The sequence below is a fragment of the Streptomyces sp. Ru73 genome (assembly GCF_002920575.1).
Taxonomy (GTDB): Bacteria; Actinomycetota; Actinomycetes; order Streptomycetales; family Streptomycetaceae; genus Streptomyces.
In genome coordinates this window covers 18,941-38,906 of record NZ_PQSQ01000052.1, presented here as the reverse complement: position 1 = coordinate 38,906, position 19,966 = coordinate 18,941, and the positions used below count along the sequence as shown (strand labels likewise).

At 73.6% G+C, this 19,966-nt stretch carries 21 protein-coding genes; 7 read left to right on the top strand and 14 right to left on the bottom strand.

From position 1 onward, the window contains the following. Window positions 1–3: 3 nt before the first annotated feature. Window positions 4–1,521, bottom strand: coding sequence for an alpha/beta fold hydrolase (locus tag C3486_RS21805; protein WP_103834433.1), 1,518 nt, complete (start codon window positions 1,519–1,521; stop codon window positions 4–6). Window positions 1,522–1,671: 150 nt separating this feature from the next. On the opposite strand from C3486_RS21805, the gene C3486_RS21800 reads away from it, so the two are divergent. Next, entirely contained in the window at window positions 1,672–2,595 is a 924-nt protein-coding gene (locus tag C3486_RS21800) for a MerR family transcriptional regulator (protein ID WP_258052924.1), read from the top strand. Between the two features lie 10 nt (window positions 2,596–2,605). On the opposite strand, the gene C3486_RS21795 is transcribed toward C3486_RS21800, so the two are convergent. The 7 genes from C3486_RS21795 to C3486_RS21765 all read right to left on the bottom strand — a co-directional run bounded on the left by C3486_RS21795 (window position 2,606) and on the right by C3486_RS21765 (window position 8,832). Beyond that, window positions 2,606–3,253 carry a TetR/AcrR family transcriptional regulator gene (locus C3486_RS21795; protein WP_103834432.1) on the bottom strand — a complete coding sequence of 216 codons (648 nt, stop codon included), beginning with the start codon at window positions 3,251–3,253 and terminating at the stop codon, window positions 2,606–2,608. A 102-nt stretch (window positions 3,254–3,355) separates the two neighbouring features. Further along, window positions 3,356–4,204: a fumarylacetoacetate hydrolase family protein gene (locus tag C3486_RS21790; RefSeq protein ID WP_103834431.1), complete on the bottom strand. Its 849-nt coding sequence runs from the start codon at window positions 4,202–4,204 to the stop codon at window positions 3,356–3,358. After that, complete coding sequence (locus C3486_RS21785) at window positions 4,197–5,114, bottom strand: 3,4-dihydroxyphenylacetate 2,3-dioxygenase (RefSeq protein WP_103834430.1); 918 nt, start codon at window positions 5,112–5,114, stop codon at window positions 4,197–4,199. Before C3486_RS21785 ends, C3486_RS21790 begins: the two co-directional genes overlap by 8 nt. Then, complete coding sequence (locus C3486_RS21780; protein WP_103834429.1) at window positions 5,107–6,570, bottom strand: aldehyde dehydrogenase; 1,464 nt, start codon at window positions 6,568–6,570, stop codon at window positions 5,107–5,109. Before C3486_RS21780 ends, C3486_RS21785 begins: the two co-directional genes overlap by 8 nt. A gap of 30 nt (window positions 6,571–6,600) precedes the next feature. After that, window positions 6,601–7,407 (bottom strand): acetoacetate decarboxylase family protein, encoded by an 807-nt coding sequence (locus tag C3486_RS21775; protein WP_103834428.1) that lies wholly within the window; start codon window positions 7,405–7,407, stop codon window positions 6,601–6,603. Between the two features lie 15 nt (window positions 7,408–7,422). Further along, window positions 7,423–8,640: an NAD(P)/FAD-dependent oxidoreductase gene (locus C3486_RS21770; protein ID WP_103834427.1), complete on the bottom strand. Its 1,218-nt coding sequence runs from the start codon at window positions 8,638–8,640 to the stop codon at window positions 7,423–7,425. Between the two features lie 3 nt (window positions 8,641–8,643). Then, window positions 8,644–8,832 (bottom strand): ferredoxin, encoded by a 189-nt coding sequence (locus C3486_RS21765; RefSeq protein WP_103834426.1) that lies wholly within the window; start codon window positions 8,830–8,832, stop codon window positions 8,644–8,646. Between the two features lie 230 nt (window positions 8,833–9,062). Here C3486_RS21765 and C3486_RS21760 point away from each other — a divergent pair, with 230 nt between their 5' ends. Both C3486_RS21760 and C3486_RS21755 read left to right on the top strand, forming a co-directional pair. Beyond that, complete coding sequence (locus tag C3486_RS21760; protein WP_103834425.1) at window positions 9,063–10,418, top strand: glutamine synthetase family protein; 1,356 nt, start codon at window positions 9,063–9,065, stop codon at window positions 10,416–10,418. A gap of 52 nt (window positions 10,419–10,470) precedes the next feature. Further along, entirely contained in the window at window positions 10,471–11,751 is a 1,281-nt protein-coding gene (locus C3486_RS21755) for a cytochrome P450 (RefSeq protein ID WP_103834424.1), read from the top strand. Window positions 11,752–11,825: 74 nt separating this feature from the next. Here C3486_RS21755 and C3486_RS21750 read toward each other — a convergent pair whose 3' ends face one another. Next, window positions 11,826–12,224, bottom strand: a complete 399-nt coding sequence (locus tag C3486_RS21750) for an STAS domain-containing protein (RefSeq protein ID WP_103834423.1) — start codon at window positions 12,222–12,224, stop codon at window positions 11,826–11,828. 221 nt (window positions 12,225–12,445) lie between these two features. On the opposite strand from C3486_RS21750, the gene C3486_RS21745 reads away from it, so the two are divergent. Both C3486_RS21745 and C3486_RS21740 read left to right on the top strand, forming a co-directional pair. Beyond that, window positions 12,446–12,751 (top strand): DUF1232 domain-containing protein, encoded by a 306-nt coding sequence (locus C3486_RS21745; RefSeq protein ID WP_103834422.1) that lies wholly within the window; start codon window positions 12,446–12,448, stop codon window positions 12,749–12,751. 240 nt (window positions 12,752–12,991) lie between these two features. Continuing rightward, on the top strand, window positions 12,992–13,294 hold the full coding sequence (locus C3486_RS21740) for a hypothetical protein (RefSeq protein ID WP_103834421.1): 303 nt from the start codon (window positions 12,992–12,994) through the stop codon (window positions 13,292–13,294). A gap of 205 nt (window positions 13,295–13,499) precedes the next feature. On the opposite strand, the gene C3486_RS21735 is transcribed toward C3486_RS21740, so the two are convergent. The 5 genes from C3486_RS21735 to C3486_RS37395 form a co-directional block, all read right to left on the bottom strand. Next, window positions 13,500–14,099, bottom strand: coding sequence for a carbonic anhydrase (locus C3486_RS21735; protein WP_103834420.1), 600 nt, complete (start codon window positions 14,097–14,099; stop codon window positions 13,500–13,502). Between the two features lie 175 nt (window positions 14,100–14,274). Further along, on the bottom strand, window positions 14,275–15,651 hold the full coding sequence (locus C3486_RS21730; protein ID WP_103834419.1) for an MFS transporter: 1,377 nt from the start codon (window positions 15,649–15,651) through the stop codon (window positions 14,275–14,277). After that, a complete protein-coding gene (locus tag C3486_RS21725; RefSeq protein ID WP_103834418.1) occupies window positions 15,648–16,166 on the bottom strand; it encodes a hypothetical protein in 519 nt (172 codons plus the stop codon). Before C3486_RS21725 ends, C3486_RS21730 begins: the two co-directional genes overlap by 4 nt. Next, window positions 16,163–17,464 (bottom strand): hypothetical protein, encoded by a 1,302-nt coding sequence (locus C3486_RS21720; protein WP_103834417.1) that lies wholly within the window; start codon window positions 17,462–17,464, stop codon window positions 16,163–16,165. Before C3486_RS21720 ends, C3486_RS21725 begins: the two co-directional genes overlap by 4 nt. Window positions 17,465–17,558: 94 nt before the next feature. Next, complete coding sequence (locus C3486_RS37395) at window positions 17,559–17,711, bottom strand: hypothetical protein (protein ID WP_181138642.1); 153 nt, start codon at window positions 17,709–17,711, stop codon at window positions 17,559–17,561. 230 nt (window positions 17,712–17,941) lie between these two features. On the opposite strand from C3486_RS37395, the gene C3486_RS21715 reads away from it, so the two are divergent. Together C3486_RS21715 and C3486_RS21710 are read left to right on the top strand one after the other, a co-directional pair. After that, the gene (locus tag C3486_RS21715; RefSeq protein WP_103834416.1) at window positions 17,942–19,486 is read left to right on the top strand and encodes an ATP-dependent DNA ligase; all 1,545 of its coding nucleotides are present in this window, start codon (window positions 17,942–17,944) and stop codon (window positions 19,484–19,486) included. After that, the gene (locus C3486_RS21710; RefSeq protein ID WP_103834415.1) at window positions 19,483–19,962 is read left to right on the top strand and encodes an NUDIX domain-containing protein; all 480 of its coding nucleotides are present in this window, start codon (window positions 19,483–19,485) and stop codon (window positions 19,960–19,962) included. The genes C3486_RS21715 and C3486_RS21710 overlap by 4 nt, the downstream gene beginning before the upstream one ends. Window positions 19,963–19,966: the final 4 nt, after the last annotated feature.

The following is a 19,966-nucleotide window of genomic DNA, read 5'->3' as shown; positions in this document are numbered from 1 at the left end:
TGGTCAGGCCCGCAGGTGGTGCAGTAGGGAGTGCACCGCGTGCCGGACGGCGTTGCGGGCGGGTTCGGTGTGGTCGAGCGTCTCGAAGCCGTGGTGGCCCTCCGGTACGTCGATCACCTCCACGCGGGCCGCGGTTTCCTCGGCCGCGGTGAGGAATTCCCGCACTGTCGCGGCGATCCCGGGGACCTCGTGCTCCACGCGGGTCAGGACGACCGGCAGCGGGCCGGCCGTGCGCACCGCGTCCGCCGGGTGGAAGCGGGGTCCGGTGAGGCCCCAGGCCGGTGGCGGTACGAGGATCGGGTAGGTCGCCGCCACGCAGCGCAGCCACGGTGGCGGCGCCGCGAGCCACTCCGCCGCCAGCGGTCCGCCGCCGGAGAAGAACCAGAGCGCGATGCGGTCCGCGTCGATCCGCGGGTCGGCGCGTACGTGGGCGACGGCCGCTGCGACGTCCTCGGCGGCGCGCGGGTAGTCCGTGACGTCGTGCAGCCGGTGGTCGACCGTGACGGCGGCGGCGCCCAGGCCCGCCACGTACCGGCCGTAGCCGGTGAAGGCGGGCCAGTCCCGCGGTGTCGGCCGTGCCCCGGCGGGTACGGGGCCGCCGTGGACGAAGACCACGGCGGGGTGCGGGCCGTCGCCGTCCGGCAGGTAGAGGTCGGTGCGGCCGGTCCGTTCGCGGGGCCGCTCCGGCACGTCCAGGAGGAAGGGGCGGAGGTGGCCCGGCCGGCCGTCCTCCGGTGCGGTCAGCCGGTGTCCCTTGCCGGCGGCGGCGTCGAGCAGTGCGTCGGTCAGGTCGCCGGGTGCGGAGAGCATCGGCCAGTGGCCGGTGTGCAGTTCGGCGAAGGTGACCTTGGGGTCGACGAGGGCCAGGAGGCGGGGGTCGCCGAGCCGCAGCACCTGTTCGACCATGGCGATGCTGGATCCGTTGGCGGTGCAGAGGATTCCGGTGGTGGGCAGTGCGGCGGCGGCCTCGGTGAGCCGGAGCGGCTGGGTGAGGGTGCCGGCCGGCTGGGGTGCGGCGAGGTCGGCGAGGCGGGTCAGTGCGGCTTCGGGTACGCCGTCGAGGCTGCCCCAGCGGTGCCATGCGCCGGGCGGTGGCGGCGGCACCCGCCAGTCGTCCCGGGCCGGTCCGTCCGTGCCGGGCGCTGCCGACAGCCGGTCGCGGAGCGCCTGGTCGGGGATGAGATTCAGCGGTGGGTCGCCGTCCTGGGGAAGGCCCGCGTCGAGGTACACGATCCGGGCGACTCGTTCGGGGCGGTGGCCCGCTGCGCCCAGGACGGGGTGGATGCCGTAGCAGTGGCCGACGAGCACCACGTCGGGCGCGCCGGTCCGGTCGATCAGCTCCACCACGTCCCGGACGTGCGTCTCCAGGTCCGTGTCCGGTCCCGCTTCGTGGCGGCGGTCGCCCATGCCGGTCAGGGTGGCCGGGTGGGCCTCGGCGCCCGCCTCCCGCAGCCGGGCGGCCACCTCCTGCCACACCCAGCCGCCGGTGTGGGCGCCCGGCACCAGGATGAATGCCGTCATGAGGGTCTCCTCGCATGCCGTGGTTCCGCGGCCCGGCCTCGTCCGCCGTCCGCGCTCGCCGGTACGGTAGGAACTCCCCCTGAGGGAGGTTCAAGCGTGCGCCCTGATCCGTCCGAGCAGTACGAGTCCTCCGAGGTCCCCGGGCCGCCGGTGCCGGGCGACGGCCTGTGGAGCATCGGTGAGCTGGCCGAGCGCGCCGGCGTCACCGTCAAGACCGTGCGCTTCTACTCCGACCGCGGTCTGCTGCCCGAGGCGGCGCGCAGTGCCGGGGGCCACCGGCGGTACGGTCCGGACGCGCTCGGCCGGCTGCGGACGATCCGCTCGCTGCGCACGCTCGACCTGCCGGTGGCGGACGTCGGCCGGGTGCTGGACCGGGAGGACGCGCTGGAGGACGTCATCGCGGGGCAGTTGCGGGAGCTGGGTTCCCAACTGGCCGCGCTGCGCTGGCGGGAGGCGGCTCTCCAGCTGCTGCGGGACTGTGCCCCGGAGGAGCGGGCGGAGCGGCTGCGGCTGATCGGCGGGGTGTCGGCGCCGCCCGACACGGCGGCGCTGGCCCGTTTCTGGCGGCGCTGGCTGCCCGCGCGGCTGCCGGCCCGGCTGACGTCCGAGATCCTGGACCATTCGGTGCCGCAGCCGCCGGCGGATCCGACGCCGGAGCAGGTGCTGGCCTTCACCCGGCTGCACGCGTTCGTCTCCGGGCCCTGTCCCGGTACCGGCACCGCGCAGTGGCAGCCCGCCGCGCACCGGCCCGAGGAGGGGTACCGTCCGGCGGTCCTCTATGCGGGGCTCATCGAGGCGTACGAGCTGGCGGCCGCTGACGTGCGCGCGGGCCGGTCGCCGTACGGGGGCGAGGCGCTGGACTGTTTCGTCGCCGCCTATGCCCGTTCCCGCGGCACGCGGGACACGCCTGCCTTCCGCCGGGTGCTCGGCGGCCAGCTGGACGCCGATCCGCGCGTCGACCGTTACTGGCAGCTCACCGCGGAGCTGAACGGGCCGTCGGAGCCGACTCCGGGTGCCCTGCACGACTGGCTGCGGGCGGCGCTGGATGCGGGGGACGCCCGGCCGGCCGCCTGATCAGCGGGCGTTATGCGGTGTCCTGCGGGCGGGCCGCCGTCTCCTGCTGCTGTGCCGGGCCGGTGGCGGCCGCCCTGGTCAGCAGGGACCGCAGTGCGGCGAGGGCGGCTTCGGTGTCGGCGCGCTCGCCCAGGGTCAGCTGGTGCAGCACGAGTCCGTCCAGGGCGGCGAAGACCAGGCGTGCGAGGGCCGGTCCCGGCGCGTACGGCAGCATGCGGGAGAGTTCGCGTTCGGAGGCGGCGAAGTAGGCGTCGTAGAGGTTGCGTACCTGGGGCAGCAGTTCCGGGCGGCGGCGCGCTTCGAGCAGCAGCTCGTACTGGAACGCCTGGAGGCCGGGGCCCGTCTCGACCATCTCCGGGACGCCGGCCGCGAAGTCCGCGGGCTCGCCGGTGCCGGGTTCGAGCAGGCTGCTGTGCAGGCTCTTCCGTACGACGTATCCGAGGGCCTCCTCGATCAGGGCGTCGCGGGAGCCGAAGTGGTGGACGACCAGGCCGTGCGTGACGCCGGCCTCCTCGGCGACCGCGCGGTAGGTGAGGCCGCGCAGGCCGTTCCGGGCGACGACGCGGACGGCGGCGTTCAGGAGGGCGTCGCGGCCCTCGCCGTACCCCACTCCGCGGCGGCCGCCGCGACGGCCGGTCCGCTTGGCTGCTTCCGTCATGCGGGCCACCCTATCCGCAGGTCACGAACGGCCGTGCGGTCCGGGAAGCCGTCCGGAGGGAGCGCGCGCCGGGTGCCCTCCGGACGTCTCCTGGCCGGCGTCTCAGCCCCGCTTCGGCGGGCGGATGCCGCGGAATTCCCAGTCGCCGCCGAGCGCGGTGGAGAGGACTTCCTCGGACTCGGTGGGCTGGGCGCCGACGTCGGTGCGGATGGCGGTGGGGCCTGTGACGATGTGGTTGGTGAGCCGGCCCAGGCCCTCGGCCTCGACCTCGACGACGTCGCCGGGCTGTACGGGCCGGGAGTTGGCGGGGGTGCCGGAGAGCAGTACGTCGCCGGGGTGGAGGGTGATGGTGCGGGCGATGTCGGCGACGAGGTAGTGCATGTCCCAGGTCATCTCGTCGGTCGAGCCGTCCTGGACGACCTCGCCGTTGACGTAGGTGCGCAGGCTCTTGCCGCGGAAGTCCCAGTCGGTGACCAGTCCGGGGCCGAGCGGGCAGAGGGTGTCGGAGCCCTTGACGCGGAGCATGGAGCCGGCGTCGGTGTCGCGGAAGTCGTGCAGGCCGTAGTCGTTGGCGAGGGTGTAGCCGGCGATGTACTCGGCGGCGTCGGCGGGGGCGATGTTGCGTGCGGTCCTCCCGATGACGATGGCGACCTCGCCCTCGTAGTTGAGCCATTTGCAGCCCTCGGGGCGGACGACGGCGCCCCGGTGGGAGTTGAGGGCCGAGGTGGGCTTGTGGAAGTAGGTGGGGGTCGCGGGCAGTGTGATCCGGAACTCCTCGACCCGGCTGCGGTGGTTGAGGTGCACCGCGATGATCTTGGAGGGGACGACCGGGGGCAGGTGCCGGGCGTCTTCGGTCGTGACGCGGCGTCCGTCACCGGCGACCAGTTCCTCGCCCTCGCGGACGGTCCGCACGACGGCGCCGTCGAGGAGGATGCGGCGGTACTCAGGCATGGGTGGTCTCCTTGGAGGGGCGGGGTGCGGTCCAGCCGCCCGCGGGGCGGTCGAACCACAGGTGGACCTGGCCGGTGCCGACGGAGTTCTCGTACTCCCCGTACTGGCGTCCGCGTGCGGTGCAGGCGGCCTCGCCGAGCGCGCCGGCCATCATCAGGTAGTGGAAGAACTTCGCCTCGGGCTTGAAGCGCCAGAACTCCGGCATGGTGCGCAGCACTTCGTCGTGGCGGCCGTCCTTGAACCACGCGATGCGCTGCTGGTCGGCGGCGCGTGCCTCGGGGCTGAAGATGTGGGACGGGTCGCTGGCCTCGTGGTCGCGGAGCTGCCGCAGTGGCCAGAAGGTGTGCGAGAGGGCGCCGGAGGCGATCAGCAGGACCTTGCGGCCCTCGGTGGCGGCGATGCCGTCGGCGAGGGCGCGGCCGAGCCGGAGGTGGTCCTCCATGTCGCCGGTCTGGCAGACGCCGATGGTCACCCACCGCTTGTCGGGCAGGCCCTCGCCGAGGTACTTCCAGAGGTTGGTGGTGGCGTAGTAGATCGGCAGGTACGCATCGTCGATGGGGGTGATCCAGGTGCCGTGCTTGTCGGCGAACCGTGCGATGTTGTGGGCCAGTTCGGGGTCGCCGGGGAAGTCGTACGGCATCCGGCACATGCCGCGCGGGAGTTCCTCGGAGGTGAAGAGGCCGGCCCGGCGGTGGTGAGCGGTGACGACGAATTCGACGGTGGTGGCCCAGTGGGAGTCCAGGACCACGACGGTGTCGTAGTCGGCGGTCTCGAAGACGTCCTTCCGGAGTTGCCGGAGGCCGGTGACGAGGGTGATCTCCTTGCCCTCGTTCAGCTCTCGCCGGGTCTCCTCGGGCAGCACGATGGTGGGGACGTGGGCGAGCAGCCCGGCCCCGACGATCTCACCCATGGTCGCGCCGGCCCTTCGGCGCGGTGACGGTGTTCTTGACGTCGCAGAAGAAGTCGAAGCTCCAGGTGCCGCCCTCGCGGCCGATGCCGGACTCGCGGGAGCCGCCGAAGGGTGCCTGGAGGTCGCGGACGAAGAAGCAGTTGACCCAGACGGTGCCGGCGACCAGCTGTCCCGAGACCCGCTCGGCGCGCTCGGGGTCGCCGGTGGCGAGGGTGGCGGCGAGGCCGAAGCGGGTGTCGTTGGCGAGCCGGACCGCTTCCTCCTCCGTGTCGAAGGTCTGCAGGGTCAGGACCGGGCCGAAGACCTCTTCCTGGACGATCTCGCTGTCCTGGGCGACGTCGGTGAGCAGGGTCGGCGCGTAGTACTGGCCTTCCTTGCGGTGGCCGCCGATGACGGTGCGCGCCCCGGCCGCGACCGCGCGCCGCACGAAGCCGTCGATCTTCTCCAGCTGGCGGGGGTGGATGTTGGGGCCGATGTCGGTGGCCTCGTCGCGCGGGTCGCCCTGGCGCAGCCGGGCCGCCTTCTCGGTGAAGCGGCGGGTGAACTCCTCGGCCACCGAGGACTCGACGAGGAGGCGGGTGGCGGCCAGGCAGACCTGTCCGGCGTTGTCGTACTGCTCGACGGCGAGGTCGGTGGCCAGGTCCAGGTCGGCGTCGGCGAAGACCAGCAGCGGGGACTTGCCGCCCAGTTCGAAGCTGGTGGGCACGAGGTGGGCCGCGGCCGCCGTGGCGATGGTCTTCGCGGTGGGCACGGAGCCGGTGAAGCTGATGCGGCGTACGCGGGGGTCGGAGACCAGTGCGTGGCCCGCTTCGGCGCCGTAGCCCTGGACGACGTTGAGGACGCCGGCCGGGAGGCCCGCCTCGTGGGCGATGTCGGCGAGGAGGGAGGCGGTGAGCGGGGTCCACTCGGCGGGCTTGAGGATCACGGTGTTGCCGGCGGCGAGGGCGGGGGCGATCTTCCAGCTGGCGAGCATCAGCGGCGCGTTCCACGGCGTGATGAGGACGCAGGGGCCTGCCGGGTCCCAGGAGACGTGGTTGGTGTGGCCGCGGGTCTGGAAGTCCTCGTGGTCCAGCTTCAGGAGCCAGTCGGCGAAGAAGCGGAAGTTGTGGGCGACGCGGGGCATCACGCCGCGGCGGTGCGAGCGGAGCAGTGCGCCGTTGTCGGCGGTCTCGACGGTCGCGAGGTCCTCGATGCGCTTCTCGACGCCGTCGGCGAGGGCGTGCAGGAGGCGGGCGCGTGCGGCGCGCGGGGTGGCGGCCCAGCCGGGGAATGCCTCCTGAGATGCGGTGACGGCGGCCTCGGCCTCGGTGGCCGTGCCGCGGGCGATCTCGCCGAGCCTGCTGCCGTCGAGGGGCGAGACGTCGGTGAAGGTGTCGGCGGAGGCGACGCGGCGGCCGCCGATCCAGTGCCGGGTGTCGACGGCGGTGCCGGCGACGGTGGTGAGGTGTGCGGTCATGTCCGGTCTCCCAGGGGTCGGATGCGGTGGTTACTCGGCTGCGGAGGTGCCGGACTCCAGGAGGGTGCCGCCGTTCCAGACGACGCCGACCTGGCGGTAGTACGCGGCGATCGGCTCGCGGATCTCCAGCCGGGCCAGTTCCTCGGTGGGGGCTTCGAACAGCTCCAGTTCGGCGTCGCCGCGCCAGGCGGGCCCGGCCTCGAAGGAGGCGGCGCCGCTCTCGATCAGCTCGTCCAGCGCGAGGCCCTTGCCCGGTTCGACGGCCGGCAGCCAGCGGTGGTGTGCCATCGGGTGGCCGTTGACGAAGCCGTTGGTCTCCGACGGCTCGCGCAGCGTCACGACGGCCTGGGCGAGCCGCCGGTCGGCAGCGGCGAGGGTGGCGCCGAAGCGGGCGCCCGCCTCGATGCGCGGTGCGGGGCCGTAGGGGTGCGGGCGGGTCTGGTGGATCGAGCCGAGCTTCTTGGGGTAGCCCTGGTGCAGTCCGCGGGCGATCGCGAAGTCCTTGTCGACCCAGATGTACACGCAGCGGGAGTAGGTGCGGCCCTTGTAGGAGCAGCGGACGACCGCGAAGGCTTCCTTGTACTGGGCGCGCACGGGGTCGAGCAGTTCTTCGCCGGAGGCCGCGCAGGACTGCCAGTCGGCCCAGATGAGGGCGACGGCGCCGGGGTCCTCGTCGGCGAGTCCGAGCGGTTCCGGCAGCAGTTCGCGGACTCGTGCGGGGTCGGTGCGGTACTCGACGGTGAGGAGGTCGCCGGAGTAGTGCCAGGGGGGCGAGGGGATGAGCGAGGCGGCACCGGTCGCCGTCTTGGGATGGAAGTAACCGCGGACGCTGGCCATGGTGGTCGGACTCCTTCAGGCGTACTGGGTGCGGGAGGCCGGCTGCTGCAGCAGTCCGGCGCGGTGTCGTGCGGCGGCGCCGGCGGCGCGGGGGCCGCCGAGGGCGAGGACGCCGACCGGGCGGCCGGCGGTGTGGTAGCCGAAGACCACGTCCCCTTCGGGGTCGCCGTCGAGGACGCGGATGTCGCCGAGGCCGAGGGACGGGGCGCCGAAGGACTGCAGCCGGAAGTCGTGCTGGTCGCTCCAGAAGGTGGGGAGCGGCGCGAAGGGCGTGGGGTCGGGTGCGGCGCCGGCCAGGTGGGCCGCGAGGGTCTTCGCCGCGCGCTTGGCGGTGTCGCCGGGGATGGACCAGTGCTCGACGCGGCGGGGTACGCCGTCGTAGCGGGCGTTGGGGAAGCGGGCGACGTCGCCGACGGCGACCACGTACGGCAGGCCGCCGACGCGCAGCAGCTCGTCGGTCAGTACGCCGTCGGTGAGGTCCAGGCCGTTGTCCGCCAGCCACTCGGTGTTGGCGGCCGAGCCGACCGCCTCGACGACGACGTCGGCGGGGAGGGTGCGGCCGTCGTCGAGGACGACGCCGGTGACGTGGTCGTCGCCCGCGTACGAGGCGACGCCGGTGCCGAGGGCGAAGCGGACGCCGCGCTCCTCGTGCCGGCGGCGCAGCAGGCGGGCCGGGGGTTCGCCGAGCGCGCGGAGCATCGGCAGGGGTTCTGGGTCGACGACGGTGACCTCGGCGGCGCCGAGGCCGACGGCGGTGGCGGCGACCTCGCAGCCGATGAAGCCGGCGCCGACCACGACGACCTGGGCGCCGGGCCGGGTGAGCGCGTCGCGCAGGCCCTGTGCGTCGGTGAGGGTGCGTACGGTGTGCCGGCCGGCGGCGGGGCCCGGGCAGTGCAGCCGCCGGGGCCGCATGCCAGTGGCGATGACCAGGCCGTCGAAGGGCAGGTGTGTGCCGTCGGCCAGCTCGACGGTGCGGTCGGCGAGCCGCGCGGCGGTCACCCGGGTGCCGAGCCGCCATTCGGCGTCCGCGACGCTCGCGCGGGGCCGGAAGGCGAGGGATTCGAAGGGGGCCTTGCCGGCGAGGACTTCCTTGGAGAGCGGTGGCCGGTTGTACGGCATGTGGGGTTCGTCGCCGATGAGGGTGAGCCGGCCGGTGAAGCCGCCTGCGCGCAGCTGCTCGGCGGCGCGCAGGCCGGCCATGGCGGCGCCGGCGACGACGATGCGGGGCGTCATGGTTCAGTCCTCGATGCGGATGGCCTGGAGCGGGCAGACGTCGGCGGCTTCCTCGACGTCCTCGCGGAGCGCGTCGTCCGGGTCGCTGACGTAGGCGAGCCGTCCGTCCGCGTCGAACCGGAAGACGTCGGGCGCCGCGAAGACGCACTGGCCGTGGTCCTGGCACTGGTTCATGTCGACGACGACCTTCATGGCCGGTCCTCCTGGGGCATCAGGGCGTAACTCGTTTGACCTCAAACAAGATAGGGAGGCCCCGACCCCCGGTCAACACCTATCCGCATGGATAAATTTTTGCCGCCCGCCTCTTGCGGTCACCTGGGGCGCTGCCTACCGTTTGGCTTCAAATGAGACCCGGTCGCCCTCGCAACGGCCCTGGTCCGCCCCCTCCCCGCCACCGTTCCCGCCCCTCCGAGGAGACACTGGTGAGCGCTCACGACTCCGCCCAGGTCCGGCAGCACATGGACCGCCTGGCCGCCGACGGCATCGACGTGGTCCGGGTGACCTATCCCGACCTCATCGGCACCGACCGCGCCCGCGACGTACTGCTCGACCACCTGCCCTCGGCCTGCGACCACGGCCTCGCCTTCTGCCGGGCCGTCTACCACACCAGCCCGCAGGGCGACGTCGTCGACGTGGCGGGCGGCCTGGACGCCGGACTGCCGGACATCTGCGTACGCCCCGACCTGAGCACGCTCACCCCGCTGCCCTGGGAGCCGGGCGTCGCCGCCTGCCTCGGCGACGTCACCGACCCCGCCACCGGAGCGCCCGCCCCCGAATCCCCCCGCGACCTGCTGCGCCACGTACTGGACCAGTGCGCCGCCGAAGGCATCGAGCCGGTCGTCGGCCCGGAACTGGAGTACTTCCTCTGCGACCCGGCGCCCGGGTCGCCCACCGGCTGGCAGCGGTACGCCGAGGCTCCCGGCAACGTCTACACCGCGGGCCGCCGCGGCGACCCGGACGGACACCTGCTGCGCACCCTGCGCCGGCTCCGCGCGCTGGACATCGGCGCGAGCATGGGCAACCACGAGTTCAGCAGCGGGCAGTTCGAGATCAACCTCACCCACTCCGCCGCGCTCGACGCCGCCGACCGGGCCTTCCGCTTCAAATCCGCGGTCAAGGAACTCGCCCGCGCCGAGGGTCGGCTGGCCACCTTCATGGCCAAGCCCTTCAACGACGAGGGCGGCTCCGGCTTCCACGTCCACGTCTCCTGCCTGGACGGCGACGGACACAACGCCTTCGCCGACCCGGCCGCGCCGCACGGGCTCTCCGCCACCGCACGGCACGCCGTCGCCGGCGTCCTCGCACACGCCCCCGCACTCACCGCACTGCTCAACCCCACCGTCAACTCCTACAAGCGGTTCGGCCCCGACACCCTCGCGCCCTGGCTGGTCGACTGGGGGCTGGACAACCGCAGCGCCATGGTCCGCATCCCGCCCGAGCGCGGCGCCGGCACCCGCTTCGAGCTGCGCCTCGCCGACGCCAGCGCCAATCCGTACCTGCTGCTGGCCGGCACCCTCGCGGCCGCGCTGCTCGGCGTGCGCGCGGGCCAGGAGCCGCCCGCGCCCCTGGAGGGATACGGCTACGACACCACCAGGGCCGCGACGCTGCCGATGACACTGCCGGCGGCGCTCGACGCCTTCGAGGCCGACACCGCGCTCACCGACGTGCTCGGCAAGGGCTTCACCGCCGCCTTCCTCGCCTACAAGCGCGACGAGGTCGCGCGCTTCCAGCGGCACGTCACGGACTGGGAGTTCACCGAGTACGCCCACCACCTGTGACACCCCTCGCCCGTGACGCCCGCGCCCCGTACCGCCACCGCAAGGAGCCTCGATGACCCGCACCCCGCCCGCCGTCCACGAGCCGCTGCCGCTGGACGAGGTGAACCTCGCCGACCTCGACAACTTCACCGACGGCGTCACCCCCTGGCGGATGTTCCACACGCTGCGCCACGAGGACCCGGTGCACTGGCAGCCGGAGGAGGCGCCCAACTCCGGCTTCTGGGCGGTCACCCGGCACGCGGACATCGCCCGCGTCGACCGGGACGCGGAGACCTTCACCTCCACCAGGTTCGTCAACCTCGAAGAGGTCGACGACGACCAGATCAAGAAGCGCGCCTCGATCCTGGAGCTGGACGGGGTCCGCCACCGCGCCCTGCGCAGCCTGCTCCAGCGCCAGTTCGGCGCGAGCACCATCAGCCAGTACGCCGACTTCCTGCGCGGGCTGACCGCCAGGACGCTGGACGCCGCGCTCGCCAAGGGCCGCTTCGACTTCGTCAAGGAGGTCTCCGCCGACTTCCCCATCAACGTCCTCGCCCGGCTGCTGGACGTGCCCCCGGAGGACAACCAGCAGCTCATCGACTGGGGCAACCGGATCATCGGCAACACCGACCCCGACTACGCCGACGTGCTGCTGGAGAGCGAGGAGAGCGAGCAGTACCGCGACCTGCCGTTCCGCTCCCCCGCCTCGCTGGAGGTCTTCGCGTACGGCCGGGAGCTGGCCCGGCAGCGGCGCGGCGGCGACGGCACCGACCTGATCTCGCGGCTGGTCAACCAGACCCCGCGGGACGGCATCCCGCTCTCCGCGCAGGACTTCGACAACTACTTCCTGCTGCTCGTCGTCGCCGGCAACGAGACCACCCGGCACTCCATCACGCACGCCATGCTCGCGCTGATCAACAACCCCGACCAGCTCGACAAGCTCCGCAAGGACCACTCCCTCATCCCCACGGCGGTCGAGGAGTTCCTGCGCTGGGCCTCGCCCGTCTACCACTTCCGCCGCACCGCCACCCGCGACGTCGAGCTCGGCGGCAAGCGGATCAAGGAGGGCGACAAGGTCGTCATGTGGTACGCCTCGGGCAACCGCGACGAGCAGGTCTTCGGCAACCCCTACGACTTCGACGTGACCCGCGCGCACAACGACCACGTCACCTTCGGCAAGGGCAGCCCGCATCTGTGCCTGGGCAACCTGCTGGCCCGTACCGAGATGCGCATCATGTTCGAGGAGCTGATCCCGCGCCTCGCCGACATCCGGGTCACCGGGCCGGTCCCCCGCGTCCGCTCCAACTTCGTCAACGGCATCAAGCAGCTGCCGGTCGAGGTCACGCTCGCCTGAAGCCGCTGCGGGGCAGGCGGCCGCGTCCGGTACGGAACCGGGCGCGGCCGTCGCGCTTCCGTGCTCCGTACGGGCTACGGCGTGGTCACGGGCGGCCAGACGGGGCGGCAGTGCTCCGGCAGGGCCGCGAGCGCCTTGCTGACCGTGGGATGCAGCGGGAAGAGCTGGGCGCTGCCGGTGTGGACGAGGAGGTCGGAGAGCCTGCGCCCCGCACACGCGAGCAGCAGGGTGCCCTCCCGCCGGCGCAGCAGCCAGTGCAGCGCGAGCAGGCAGTTCAGGCCGCGCGAGTCACAGAACGTGAGCGCGGCCACGTCCAGCACCAGATAGCGGCACCCGTCGGCGAGCACCACCCCGGTATCGGCCAGGAACGCCGCTTCGGAGGCATGGTCGAGCTCGCCGCTGACGCGCAGCACGGCGCAGTCGGCGGTCTCGGTGAGGACAGTGACGGACAGCCGTCCTGTACCCGTGGACATCGCACCTCCGGTTGCCTGCCGCACGGATGTGCCACGGAATACCGGGCGGTAGCCGCACATCGGCCCCGGACCGTGAACTACAGGCTGTGAACTACGGGCATGTGATACACGCCGAGTGTCCCACACGGAGAGCTACATGTCGGAAATGTCGTTGCCACCGGTACCGTCGGCAGCAGGCCCGTCCGACACCCGGACGGGTGAAACCCGCCGAGGGGGAAGCGATGAGTGACACGCTCTGGGTCGTCGTGATCGTGGCCGGAGTCCTGCTCCTGCTGACACTGGTGGCGGCAGTCGTGCTCCTCGTGCGCACCGTGGCCGTCCGCCGCCGCATCAAGGCCGCCGGCCTCCCGGTGAACGAGTTCGCCTTCTGGGGCGCGCTCCTCTACGTCCTCTCCCCCGTCGACCTGCTCCCCGACCCGGTGTACCTCGATGACATCGGCGTCCTCCTGCTCGCCCTGCGCGCCCTCCACGCCTCGGTCCCCGCCGGGCTCCGCAAGTCCCCCGCCGGGACGGAGCCGCACGAGTGATCCGGCCGGAATGCGGCCCCTGCGCCGGGCCCGTCCGTCCCCGGCGCTCCTCGCGTCCCGTGCGCGGCGCACAGCGGTCCGTCCTGTCACACCGGGCATCCTGCGGCGGGGCGGTCACTGGCCGACAGCCGCCCGGTGCCGGCGGGCGGCCGCCCGTACGGCGTTCTCGTGCCCGGCGGCCGGGTACGCGTGCTCCGCACCCGGCGCCCGCCGGGTGATCCACGGGAAAGGGCAGGGACCATGACCGCAGCATCGTCCCCCGGGTACTCCGAATCCGGCATGCCGGGGAGCACCTACACCGCCGCACGACCCACCAGCACCGAGACCAAACCGTCCTTCAAGACCACCGAGTTCTTCGTGTACGTGGCCTCGGTGGTGGCCGTCCTCATCGCCTCGGCGGTGGTGGGCAGCGACACCGGCGCGGATCCCTTCCCCGCCGGGCGGGCCTGGCTGTACGTCACGCTGCTGAGCATCGGCTACCTGATCAGCCGGGGCCTGGCCAAGAGCGGCAGCCGTGAGCCCGCCGACCGCGGGCGCGGCTGACGTCCCCGCCCATGAGACCGGCACAGGATGCCCGGGCCCGGGCCGCGGCTGAGCCCGGCCCGGGACCCGCTCCGGCCCGGGACCGTACCGCCGCCGGGGCGCGGCCGGCCGGCCGTGGCCCGGCGCAGGGCGGGGTCCCGGTCGGTGCGGCAACCGGGACCCCGCCGCGCGCGGACGGACCGGCCCGGGGGGCCGGAGCAGCCCGTCAGACCGGGACGAAGGCGTCCAGCTCCCGGTCGTGCGTCAGGACCAGGCCGGTGTGCACCTCGTAGAACCAGCCGTGCAGCGTCACCTCGCCCGCGTCCAGGCGCTCACGGACGCAGGGGTACCCGCGCAGCCGGTCCACCTGCTCCCGCACATGCCGCTGGACGGCACCGGCGACCGCCAGGCTGTCGTCCTGGGGCAGCTCGGCGGAGAACTCGCGGGCGAGCCAGTCCCGCACCGCGGGCGCGCCGTCCAGGTTCTCGGCGCGTGCCCGCGCGCCCACCGCGCCGCAGTGGGAGTGCCCGCACACCACGATGTCGGACACCTTCAGCACGCGCATCGCGTACTCGATGGTCGCGGCCTCCGAGCAGGCCATGCCCTCGTGGTAGGCGGGGACGGCGTTGCCCGCGGTGCGCAGCTCGAAGAGCTCGCCGGGCCGCGCGCCGGTGATGAGGGACGGGATGACACGGGAGTCGGAACAGGTGATGAACAGGGCGAGCGGCGCCTGGCCCTCGGCGAGGCGCCCGAAGAGCTCCCGTTCCTCGGGGTGCTCGGCGATGCGGGCGTTCAGCTTCCGGGCCTGCTCGATGAAGGTGTCCACGGGAGGCGTCTCCTGTTGGTGAGGGTGGGTGCCACGGGTGTGGCGGGAGCGAAGGGCGTTCGGACGTGCACGGGTGGTCGTCCGTGGTGCGGCGGTGCGTCCGTGCTGGTCGGCGGCGTCACCGGCGGTCACGGGGGTACGGGTGGCGGTCGTGGTCTCCGGGTCGGGTGGCGGGTCATGCGGCGCGTCCCGTACGTCGTGCGGTCAGCGCCAGGGCGGGGAGGATCGCCAGCGCGAGTACCCCGCCGACGAGGGCCAGTACCGGGAAACCGCCCGCCGTCACGACCAGCCCCGAGGACAGTCCGCCGGTGGCCCCGGCCAGCGCGATGCCCACGTCGAGGACGCCCTGCTGCCGGGCCCGGACGGCCGCCGGGAGCGCGTCGGTGACCAGGGCGGTGCCGCTGATCAGCCCGAAGTTCCAGCCGAGGCCCAGCAGGACCAGCGCGGCGGCGAGGGCGGGCACGGAGTCGACCGGCGCCAGGGCGGCGACGGCACCGGCGGCACACAGCGTCACGCCGGAGGCGGCGGCCACCGGCAGCCGGCCCACCCGGTCGACGAGCTGCCCGGTCAGCGGCGACGGCAGGAACATGGCGCCGACGTGGAGGGCTATGACCAGCCCGGCGTCCCCCGTGTCGTGGCCGTGCGCGCGCATGTGGACCGGCGTCATGGTCATGATCGCGATCATCACGAGCTGGCCCAGCACCATGACGGACGTACCGGTGAGCAGCCCCCGCCGGTCCGGCCGGTCCCCCGCGCCGGCCGGGGCCTCGCCGGAGTCCCGCACCGTCTTCTCCGAGTCCTGCCCCGCCTTCCCCTCGGCCTCCCTCGTACGGGCTTCGCCGCCCCGGGGCGTGGCCGCCGCCCCGTCGGCCGCCAGGGTGCGTGCCAGGCGCAGGGGGTCGGGGCGCAGCAGGGTGGAGAGCAGGAGCGCGGCGGCCGCGAACGCGACGGCGGCCAGCGCGAACGGGCCCGCGAGGCGCGGCAGGCCCCAGGCGTGCGCGGCCTCGCCCGTGGCGCTGACCAGCAGCGGGCCGGCCACCGCACCGAGCGTGGTGGCCATCAGCACCGTGCTCACCGCCCGGCCGCGCCGCTCCGGAGCCGCCAGGTCCGCGCCCGCGTAGCGGGCCATCAGGTTGGTGGCCGTGCCCGCTCCGTAGACGGTGAGCGAGACGAAGAGCAGGGGCGCGCTGCCCGCCGCGGCGGCCGCGACGACGCCGAGGCTGCCCAGCGCTCCGCCGGCGTATCCCAGGGCCAGGCCGGGACGGCGGCCCCAGCGCTGGGACAGCCGGCCGATGGCGACAGCACCCAGCGCCGAGCCGGCCGTGAAGAGCGCGCTGGGCAGTCCGGCGAGCCCCGTGCCGAGCATCTCCTCGGCGAGCAGCGCGCCGACGGTGATGCCCGCGGCCAGGCCCGCGCCGCTGAGCACCTGGGAGAGCACCAGGACGGTCAGGATGCGCCGCTGCGCGGCGGGCACGGACGCGGCGGTGGCGGCCGGGACCGGATGCAGCGGCGGGTCGTGGGCGGCCGGCACCGCTCCGGTCCGGCAGGTCATGGGCCGTCCTGCCGCGCCGGCTCCAGTGCGGAGATCTCCCGCAGCGGCATGTCCAGCTGCTCGTGCAGGAAGCGGACGATGGTCCAGTGCGGCAGCGCGCCCTCGTCGAAGGGGCCGAACTCGCGGCAGTACAGCGGTATCCAGCGCAGCGCCTCTTCGGCGGCCTGCTCGCGGCCGGGCTCCCGCTGGTACTCCTCGTACGGGATGCTGCGGTGCTCGATGAAGAACCTGCCCGGCAGGCGCTCCTCGCAGAGGTAGCGGTACTCGCGCGTCTGCAGGATGAGGTAGTGCCAGAACTCGTCGATCTCCTGCTCGACGGGGAGGAACAGGCCGCTGAGCTCTTCGGGGTACTTCGAGATCAGGTAGAGGTAGCGCAGGCATTCCAGGGCCTGCCGCTCGGTGTACGCGCGGGGGGCCTCGCTGCCGGCCGCGAAGTGCCCGACCAGCTCCGCGTGCAGGGCGGGGCCGAGCAGCGCCTTGAGGTCGTCCTCGGTCACCAGGGTCTTGGTGGTCATGCTGCGGCTCCCTCGTCCTGCCGGCCGGGCTCTTCCTGCCGGCCGGCGTTGTCCTGCCGGTCGAGCCAGGCGTACTTGCCCGACTTCCCGATGGCGATGTGTGCGCGGTGGTCGACGGCGCAGCGGCGGCCGGTGAGCTCGCGCACGCCGCGGCCGAGGGCTGCCGCCTGCGCGGCCTCCAGGGGCTTGCCGTCGAAGGTGGTGTACGCGAGCACGGCCTCGGCGCGGCTGAGGACCCGCAGCTGGTGCACGAAGACGCGGGGCGAGACGGAGCCGACGAGGGCGTCCAGGTCGCCTTGCGCGACCGGTCCGGCGGGCGCTTCCAGCAGCTCCTTCTCGCGGCCGCAGAACTGCGTGATCTTCGTGGGGTCCGGGGTGCCGTCCAGGGTGCGGGCGCAGTCGCCGGAGCGGTACCGGACCAGCGGCATGTGGGGGTTGCGGACGCTGGTGACGATGAGGTGGAAGAGCCCGTCGTCCCCGGCGTCCGGCACCAGCTCGACGCTCATGTCGTCGAGGAAGGGGTGGTAGCGGCCGCGCCGGTCGCTGTAGAAGAGGTAGCCCAGCTCCGTGCTGCCGAAGAGGTCGATGATCGGGCACGCGAAGTGCTGCTGGAGGTACCGGCGGACGTTGACCGGCGTGTACTCGTAGGCGTGCACGATGCTCGCGGGCGGCGCGAAGGCGTCCCAGAGGTGCCACTCGCCGATCTTCCGCAGCAGGTGCGCCAAGTGGTAGCCGGAGCAGTCGAGGTGGTACCGGCCGAGCGGGTGCGCCTGCCGGGCCTCCGCCATCTCGGCGAGCATCCGCTCGACGTCGGCGCGCTCCCAGAGGGCCGGGTCCAGGCGGGTGTTGAGGTAGAAGGTGCGGTCGTCGAGCCGGCGGTCCTCGGGGCCCGGCACGGCGGGCGGGTCCTCGCCGCGCTTGCGGGCGTTCACCCGGGCGACGTGCTCGGTGGCGAGCACGGTCGTCAGGGACACCCGCCGGCAGCCCGCCTCCCAGGTCTCCTTGATGTCCGGGTGCTCGCTCCACAGCCGGTAGTAGGAGGTGAGGAGGAAGTAGGGCGGCCGGATCAGCTGCATCCGGGCGTGGTTGGTGCCCGTGGAGAGCACGAACTCCGCCTCGCCGGACTCCAGGGCCGCCGCGAGCGCCGGTGTCATCCAGTTGTCGGGGAAGCCGCGCGCGATCTCGGCCTTCTCCAGTACGGGGAAGTGGCCGCGCGCCAGCGCGTCGCGGTACAGCGGGATGTCCTTGACGCGCGCGATGACCTCGGCCGTCGGCTGACCGTCCGGGGAAACCTTCACGGGAAACCTCAACAGTGCTCGTGGGCCGGGGCCGGGACCGTCCGGCGACGGGGGTGTGCCGCCGCCGGACGGACCCGGCCGGCCCGGCGGCGGGTCAGGAGATGCAGCCGGTCTTCGTCGCGCTGATGCAGCCGGACTTCGGCGAGGCGCTGATGCAGCCGTCCTTGTCCGCCTTCTGCGCGGAGTTGGCGGCGACCCAGCCCTGCCAGACGTCGTCCTGGGCCATCTTCTTGATGAGCTGTTCCATGCGGGCCTCCGAGAGGTGGAGTTGAGCTGGACATGCTGCTTCTGACGTGCGCTTTTACCGCACCGCTCGAAGGTAAAAGAATCACCAAGTGATTGTCAACGAAAGGCAATGACCGGGGAGGGTGAAGGCAGCCGGGCGCGCCACCTTTTGGCCTGATCGCGCCCCGGCGCACGGCTCCCCTCCGCGCGCCCGCGGAGGCGCCGCCGGACCGTGCGGGGCACGATGTCCGTATGCTGCTGGCCCACCTTGCCCGCGTGTCCCAGGAAGTCGCCTCGACCACGGCGCGCTCCAAGAAGGTCGCGCTGCTGGCCGAGCTGTTCCGGGAGGCCGCGCCCGAGGACGTACCGGTCGTCATCCCCTACCTTGCCGGGCGGCTGCCCCAGGGACGGATCGGCGTCGGCTGGAACGCGCTGCGCGACCCCGCTCCCCCGGCGGCCGACGCGACCCTCACCGTGCGCGGCGTGGACGCGGCACTCACCGCGCTGTCCGAGGTCGCCGGGGCCGGCGCGCAGGCCGAGCGCCGGCGGCTCGTACAGGAACTGCTCGCCGCCGCCACCGCGCCGGAACAGCGCTTCCTCACCGGCCTGCTGACCGGCGAGGTGCGCCAGGGCGCGCTGGACGCGCTCGCCGTCGAAGGGCTCGCGGCCGCCACCGGCGCGCCCGCCGCCGGCGTCCGGCGGGCCGTGATGCTCGGCGGGCTCCAGGACGTGGCCCGCGCGCTGCTCACCGAAGGGCCGTCCGCATTGGCCGGATTCCGGCTCACCGTCGGGCGGCCCGTCGGCCCGATGCTCGCGCACAGCGCGAAGTCCCCGGCCGAGGCCGTCGCCAAGCTGGGCCCCTGCGCCGTGGAGGAGAAGCTCGACGGCATCCGCGTACAGGTGCACCGCGACGGCGGCGACGTCCGTGTCCACACCCGCACCCTGGACGACGTCACCGACCGGCTCCCCGAGGTGGTCGAGGCCGCGCTCGCCCTGCCGGCCGACCGGTTCGTGCTGGACGGCGAGGTGATCGCGCTGGGCGCCGACGGCCGCCCGCTGCCGTTCCAGCGCACCGCCGGGCGCTTCGGCTCCCGGGTGGACGTGGCCGCCGCGCAGGCCGCGCTGCCGCTCTCCCCCGTCTTCTTCGACGTCCTCGCCGCCGACGGCCGGGACCTGATGGACCTGCCCTTCGAGGAGCGCCACGCGGAGCTGGCCCGGCTCGTGCCCGAGGCCATGCGGGTCCGCCGCGTCGTGGTCCCGGATCCCGGTGACGCGGCGGCCCTGGAGGCGGTGGAGGACTTCTGGGCCGCGACCCTGCGCCGCGGCCACGAGGGCGTCGTGGTGAAGGCGCTCGCCGCGCCCTACAGTGCGGGCCGCCGCGGTGCCTCGTGGCTGAAGGTCAAGCCGGTGCACACCCTCGACCTCGTCGTGCTCGCCGCCGAGTGGGGCCACGGCCGCCGCGCCGGGAAGCTGTCCAACCTGCACCTCGGGGCCCGCGCCGAGGACGGCACGTTCGTCATGCTCGGCAAGACCTTCAAGGGCCTCACCGATGCCACACTGGCCTGGCAGACCGACCGGCTGCGGGAACTCGCGGTGGACGAGAGCGGGTACGTGGTGACCGTCCGCCCCGAGCTGGTCGTGGAGATCGCCTACGACGGCCTCCAGACCTCCTCCCGCTACCCGGCCGGCGTCACCCTGCGGTTCGCCCGCGTGGTGCGGTACCGCGAGGACAAGCGACCCGAGGAGGCCGACACCGTGAAGACCGTCCTGGAAGCCCACGGCGCGGCGGACGCATGACCGGCAGGCGGAGCGCCGGACTCCTGCTGTACCGGCGGACGGGCACCGGTGTGGAGCTGCTGCTGGCCCACATGGGCGGGCCGCTGTGGGCCCGCCGTACGGCCGGGGCGTGGACGCTGCCCAAGGGCGAGTACGTGCCGCCGGAGGAGCCGCTCGCGGCGGCGCGGCGGGAGTTCCGGGAGGAGCTGGGCCTGCCGCCCCCTGAGGGCCCGTACGTGCCGCTGGGCGAGGTCCGCCAGTCGGGCGGCAAGACCGTCACCGCCTGGGCCGTCGAGGGCGACCTCGACCCCGCGTCGATCGTGCCGGGGACCTTCGAGACGGAGTGGCCCAGGGGCTCCGGCACCCTGCGCACGTTCCCCGAGATCGACCGGGTGGCCTGGCACACTCCCGACCGGGCCGTCGAGGTACTGATCACGGCCCAGCGCGCCTTCGTGGACCGACTCGGCGCCCACCTTGCGGACGGCCCGGCCGGCTGACGCC

What these genes read in the sequence shown, in the direction of transcription:
- C3486_RS21805 (WP_103834433.1), bottom strand. Translation starts at nt 1,521, where the DNA reads ATGACGGCATTCATCCTGGTGCCGGGCGCCCACACCGGCGGCTGGGTG.
- C3486_RS21795 (WP_103834432.1), bottom strand. Translation starts at nt 3,253, where the DNA reads ATGACGGAAGCAGCCAAGCGGACCGGCCGTCGCGGCGGCCGCCGCGGA.
- C3486_RS21790 (WP_103834431.1), bottom strand. Translation starts at nt 4,204, where the DNA reads ATGCCTGAGTACCGCCGCATCCTCCTCGACGGCGCCGTCGTGCGGACC.
- C3486_RS21785 (WP_103834430.1), bottom strand. Translation starts at nt 5,114, where the DNA reads ATGGGTGAGATCGTCGGGGCCGGGCTGCTCGCCCACGTCCCCACCATC.
- C3486_RS21780 (WP_103834429.1), bottom strand. Translation starts at nt 6,570, where the DNA reads ATGACCGCACACCTCACCACCGTCGCCGGCACCGCCGTCGACACCCGG.
- C3486_RS21775 (WP_103834428.1), bottom strand. Translation starts at nt 7,407, where the DNA reads ATGGCCAGCGTCCGCGGTTACTTCCATCCCAAGACGGCGACCGGTGCC.
- C3486_RS21770 (WP_103834427.1), bottom strand. Translation starts at nt 8,640, where the DNA reads ATGACGCCCCGCATCGTCGTCGCCGGCGCCGCCATGGCCGGCCTGCGC.
- C3486_RS21765 (WP_103834426.1), bottom strand. Translation starts at nt 8,832, where the DNA reads ATGAAGGTCGTCGTCGACATGAACCAGTGCCAGGACCACGGCCAGTGC.
- C3486_RS21755 (WP_103834424.1), top strand. Translation starts at nt 10,471, where the DNA reads ATGACCCGCACCCCGCCCGCCGTCCACGAGCCGCTGCCGCTGGACGAG.
- C3486_RS21750 (WP_103834423.1), bottom strand. Translation starts at nt 12,224, where the DNA reads ATGTCCACGGGTACAGGACGGCTGTCCGTCACTGTCCTCACCGAGACC.
- C3486_RS21745 (WP_103834422.1), top strand. Translation starts at nt 12,446, where the DNA reads ATGAGTGACACGCTCTGGGTCGTCGTGATCGTGGCCGGAGTCCTGCTC.
- C3486_RS21740 (WP_103834421.1), top strand. Translation starts at nt 12,992, where the DNA reads ATGACCGCAGCATCGTCCCCCGGGTACTCCGAATCCGGCATGCCGGGG.
- C3486_RS21730 (WP_103834419.1), bottom strand. Translation starts at nt 15,651, where the DNA reads ATGACCTGCCGGACCGGAGCGGTGCCGGCCGCCCACGACCCGCCGCTG.
- C3486_RS21725 (WP_103834418.1), bottom strand. Translation starts at nt 16,166, where the DNA reads ATGACCACCAAGACCCTGGTGACCGAGGACGACCTCAAGGCGCTGCTC.
- C3486_RS37395 (WP_181138642.1), bottom strand. Translation starts at nt 17,711, where the DNA reads ATGGAACAGCTCATCAAGAAGATGGCCCAGGACGACGTCTGGCAGGGC.
- C3486_RS21715 (WP_103834416.1), top strand. Translation starts at nt 17,942, where the DNA reads ATGCTGCTGGCCCACCTTGCCCGCGTGTCCCAGGAAGTCGCCTCGACC.
- C3486_RS21710 (WP_103834415.1), top strand. Translation starts at nt 19,483, where the DNA reads ATGACCGGCAGGCGGAGCGCCGGACTCCTGCTGTACCGGCGGACGGGC.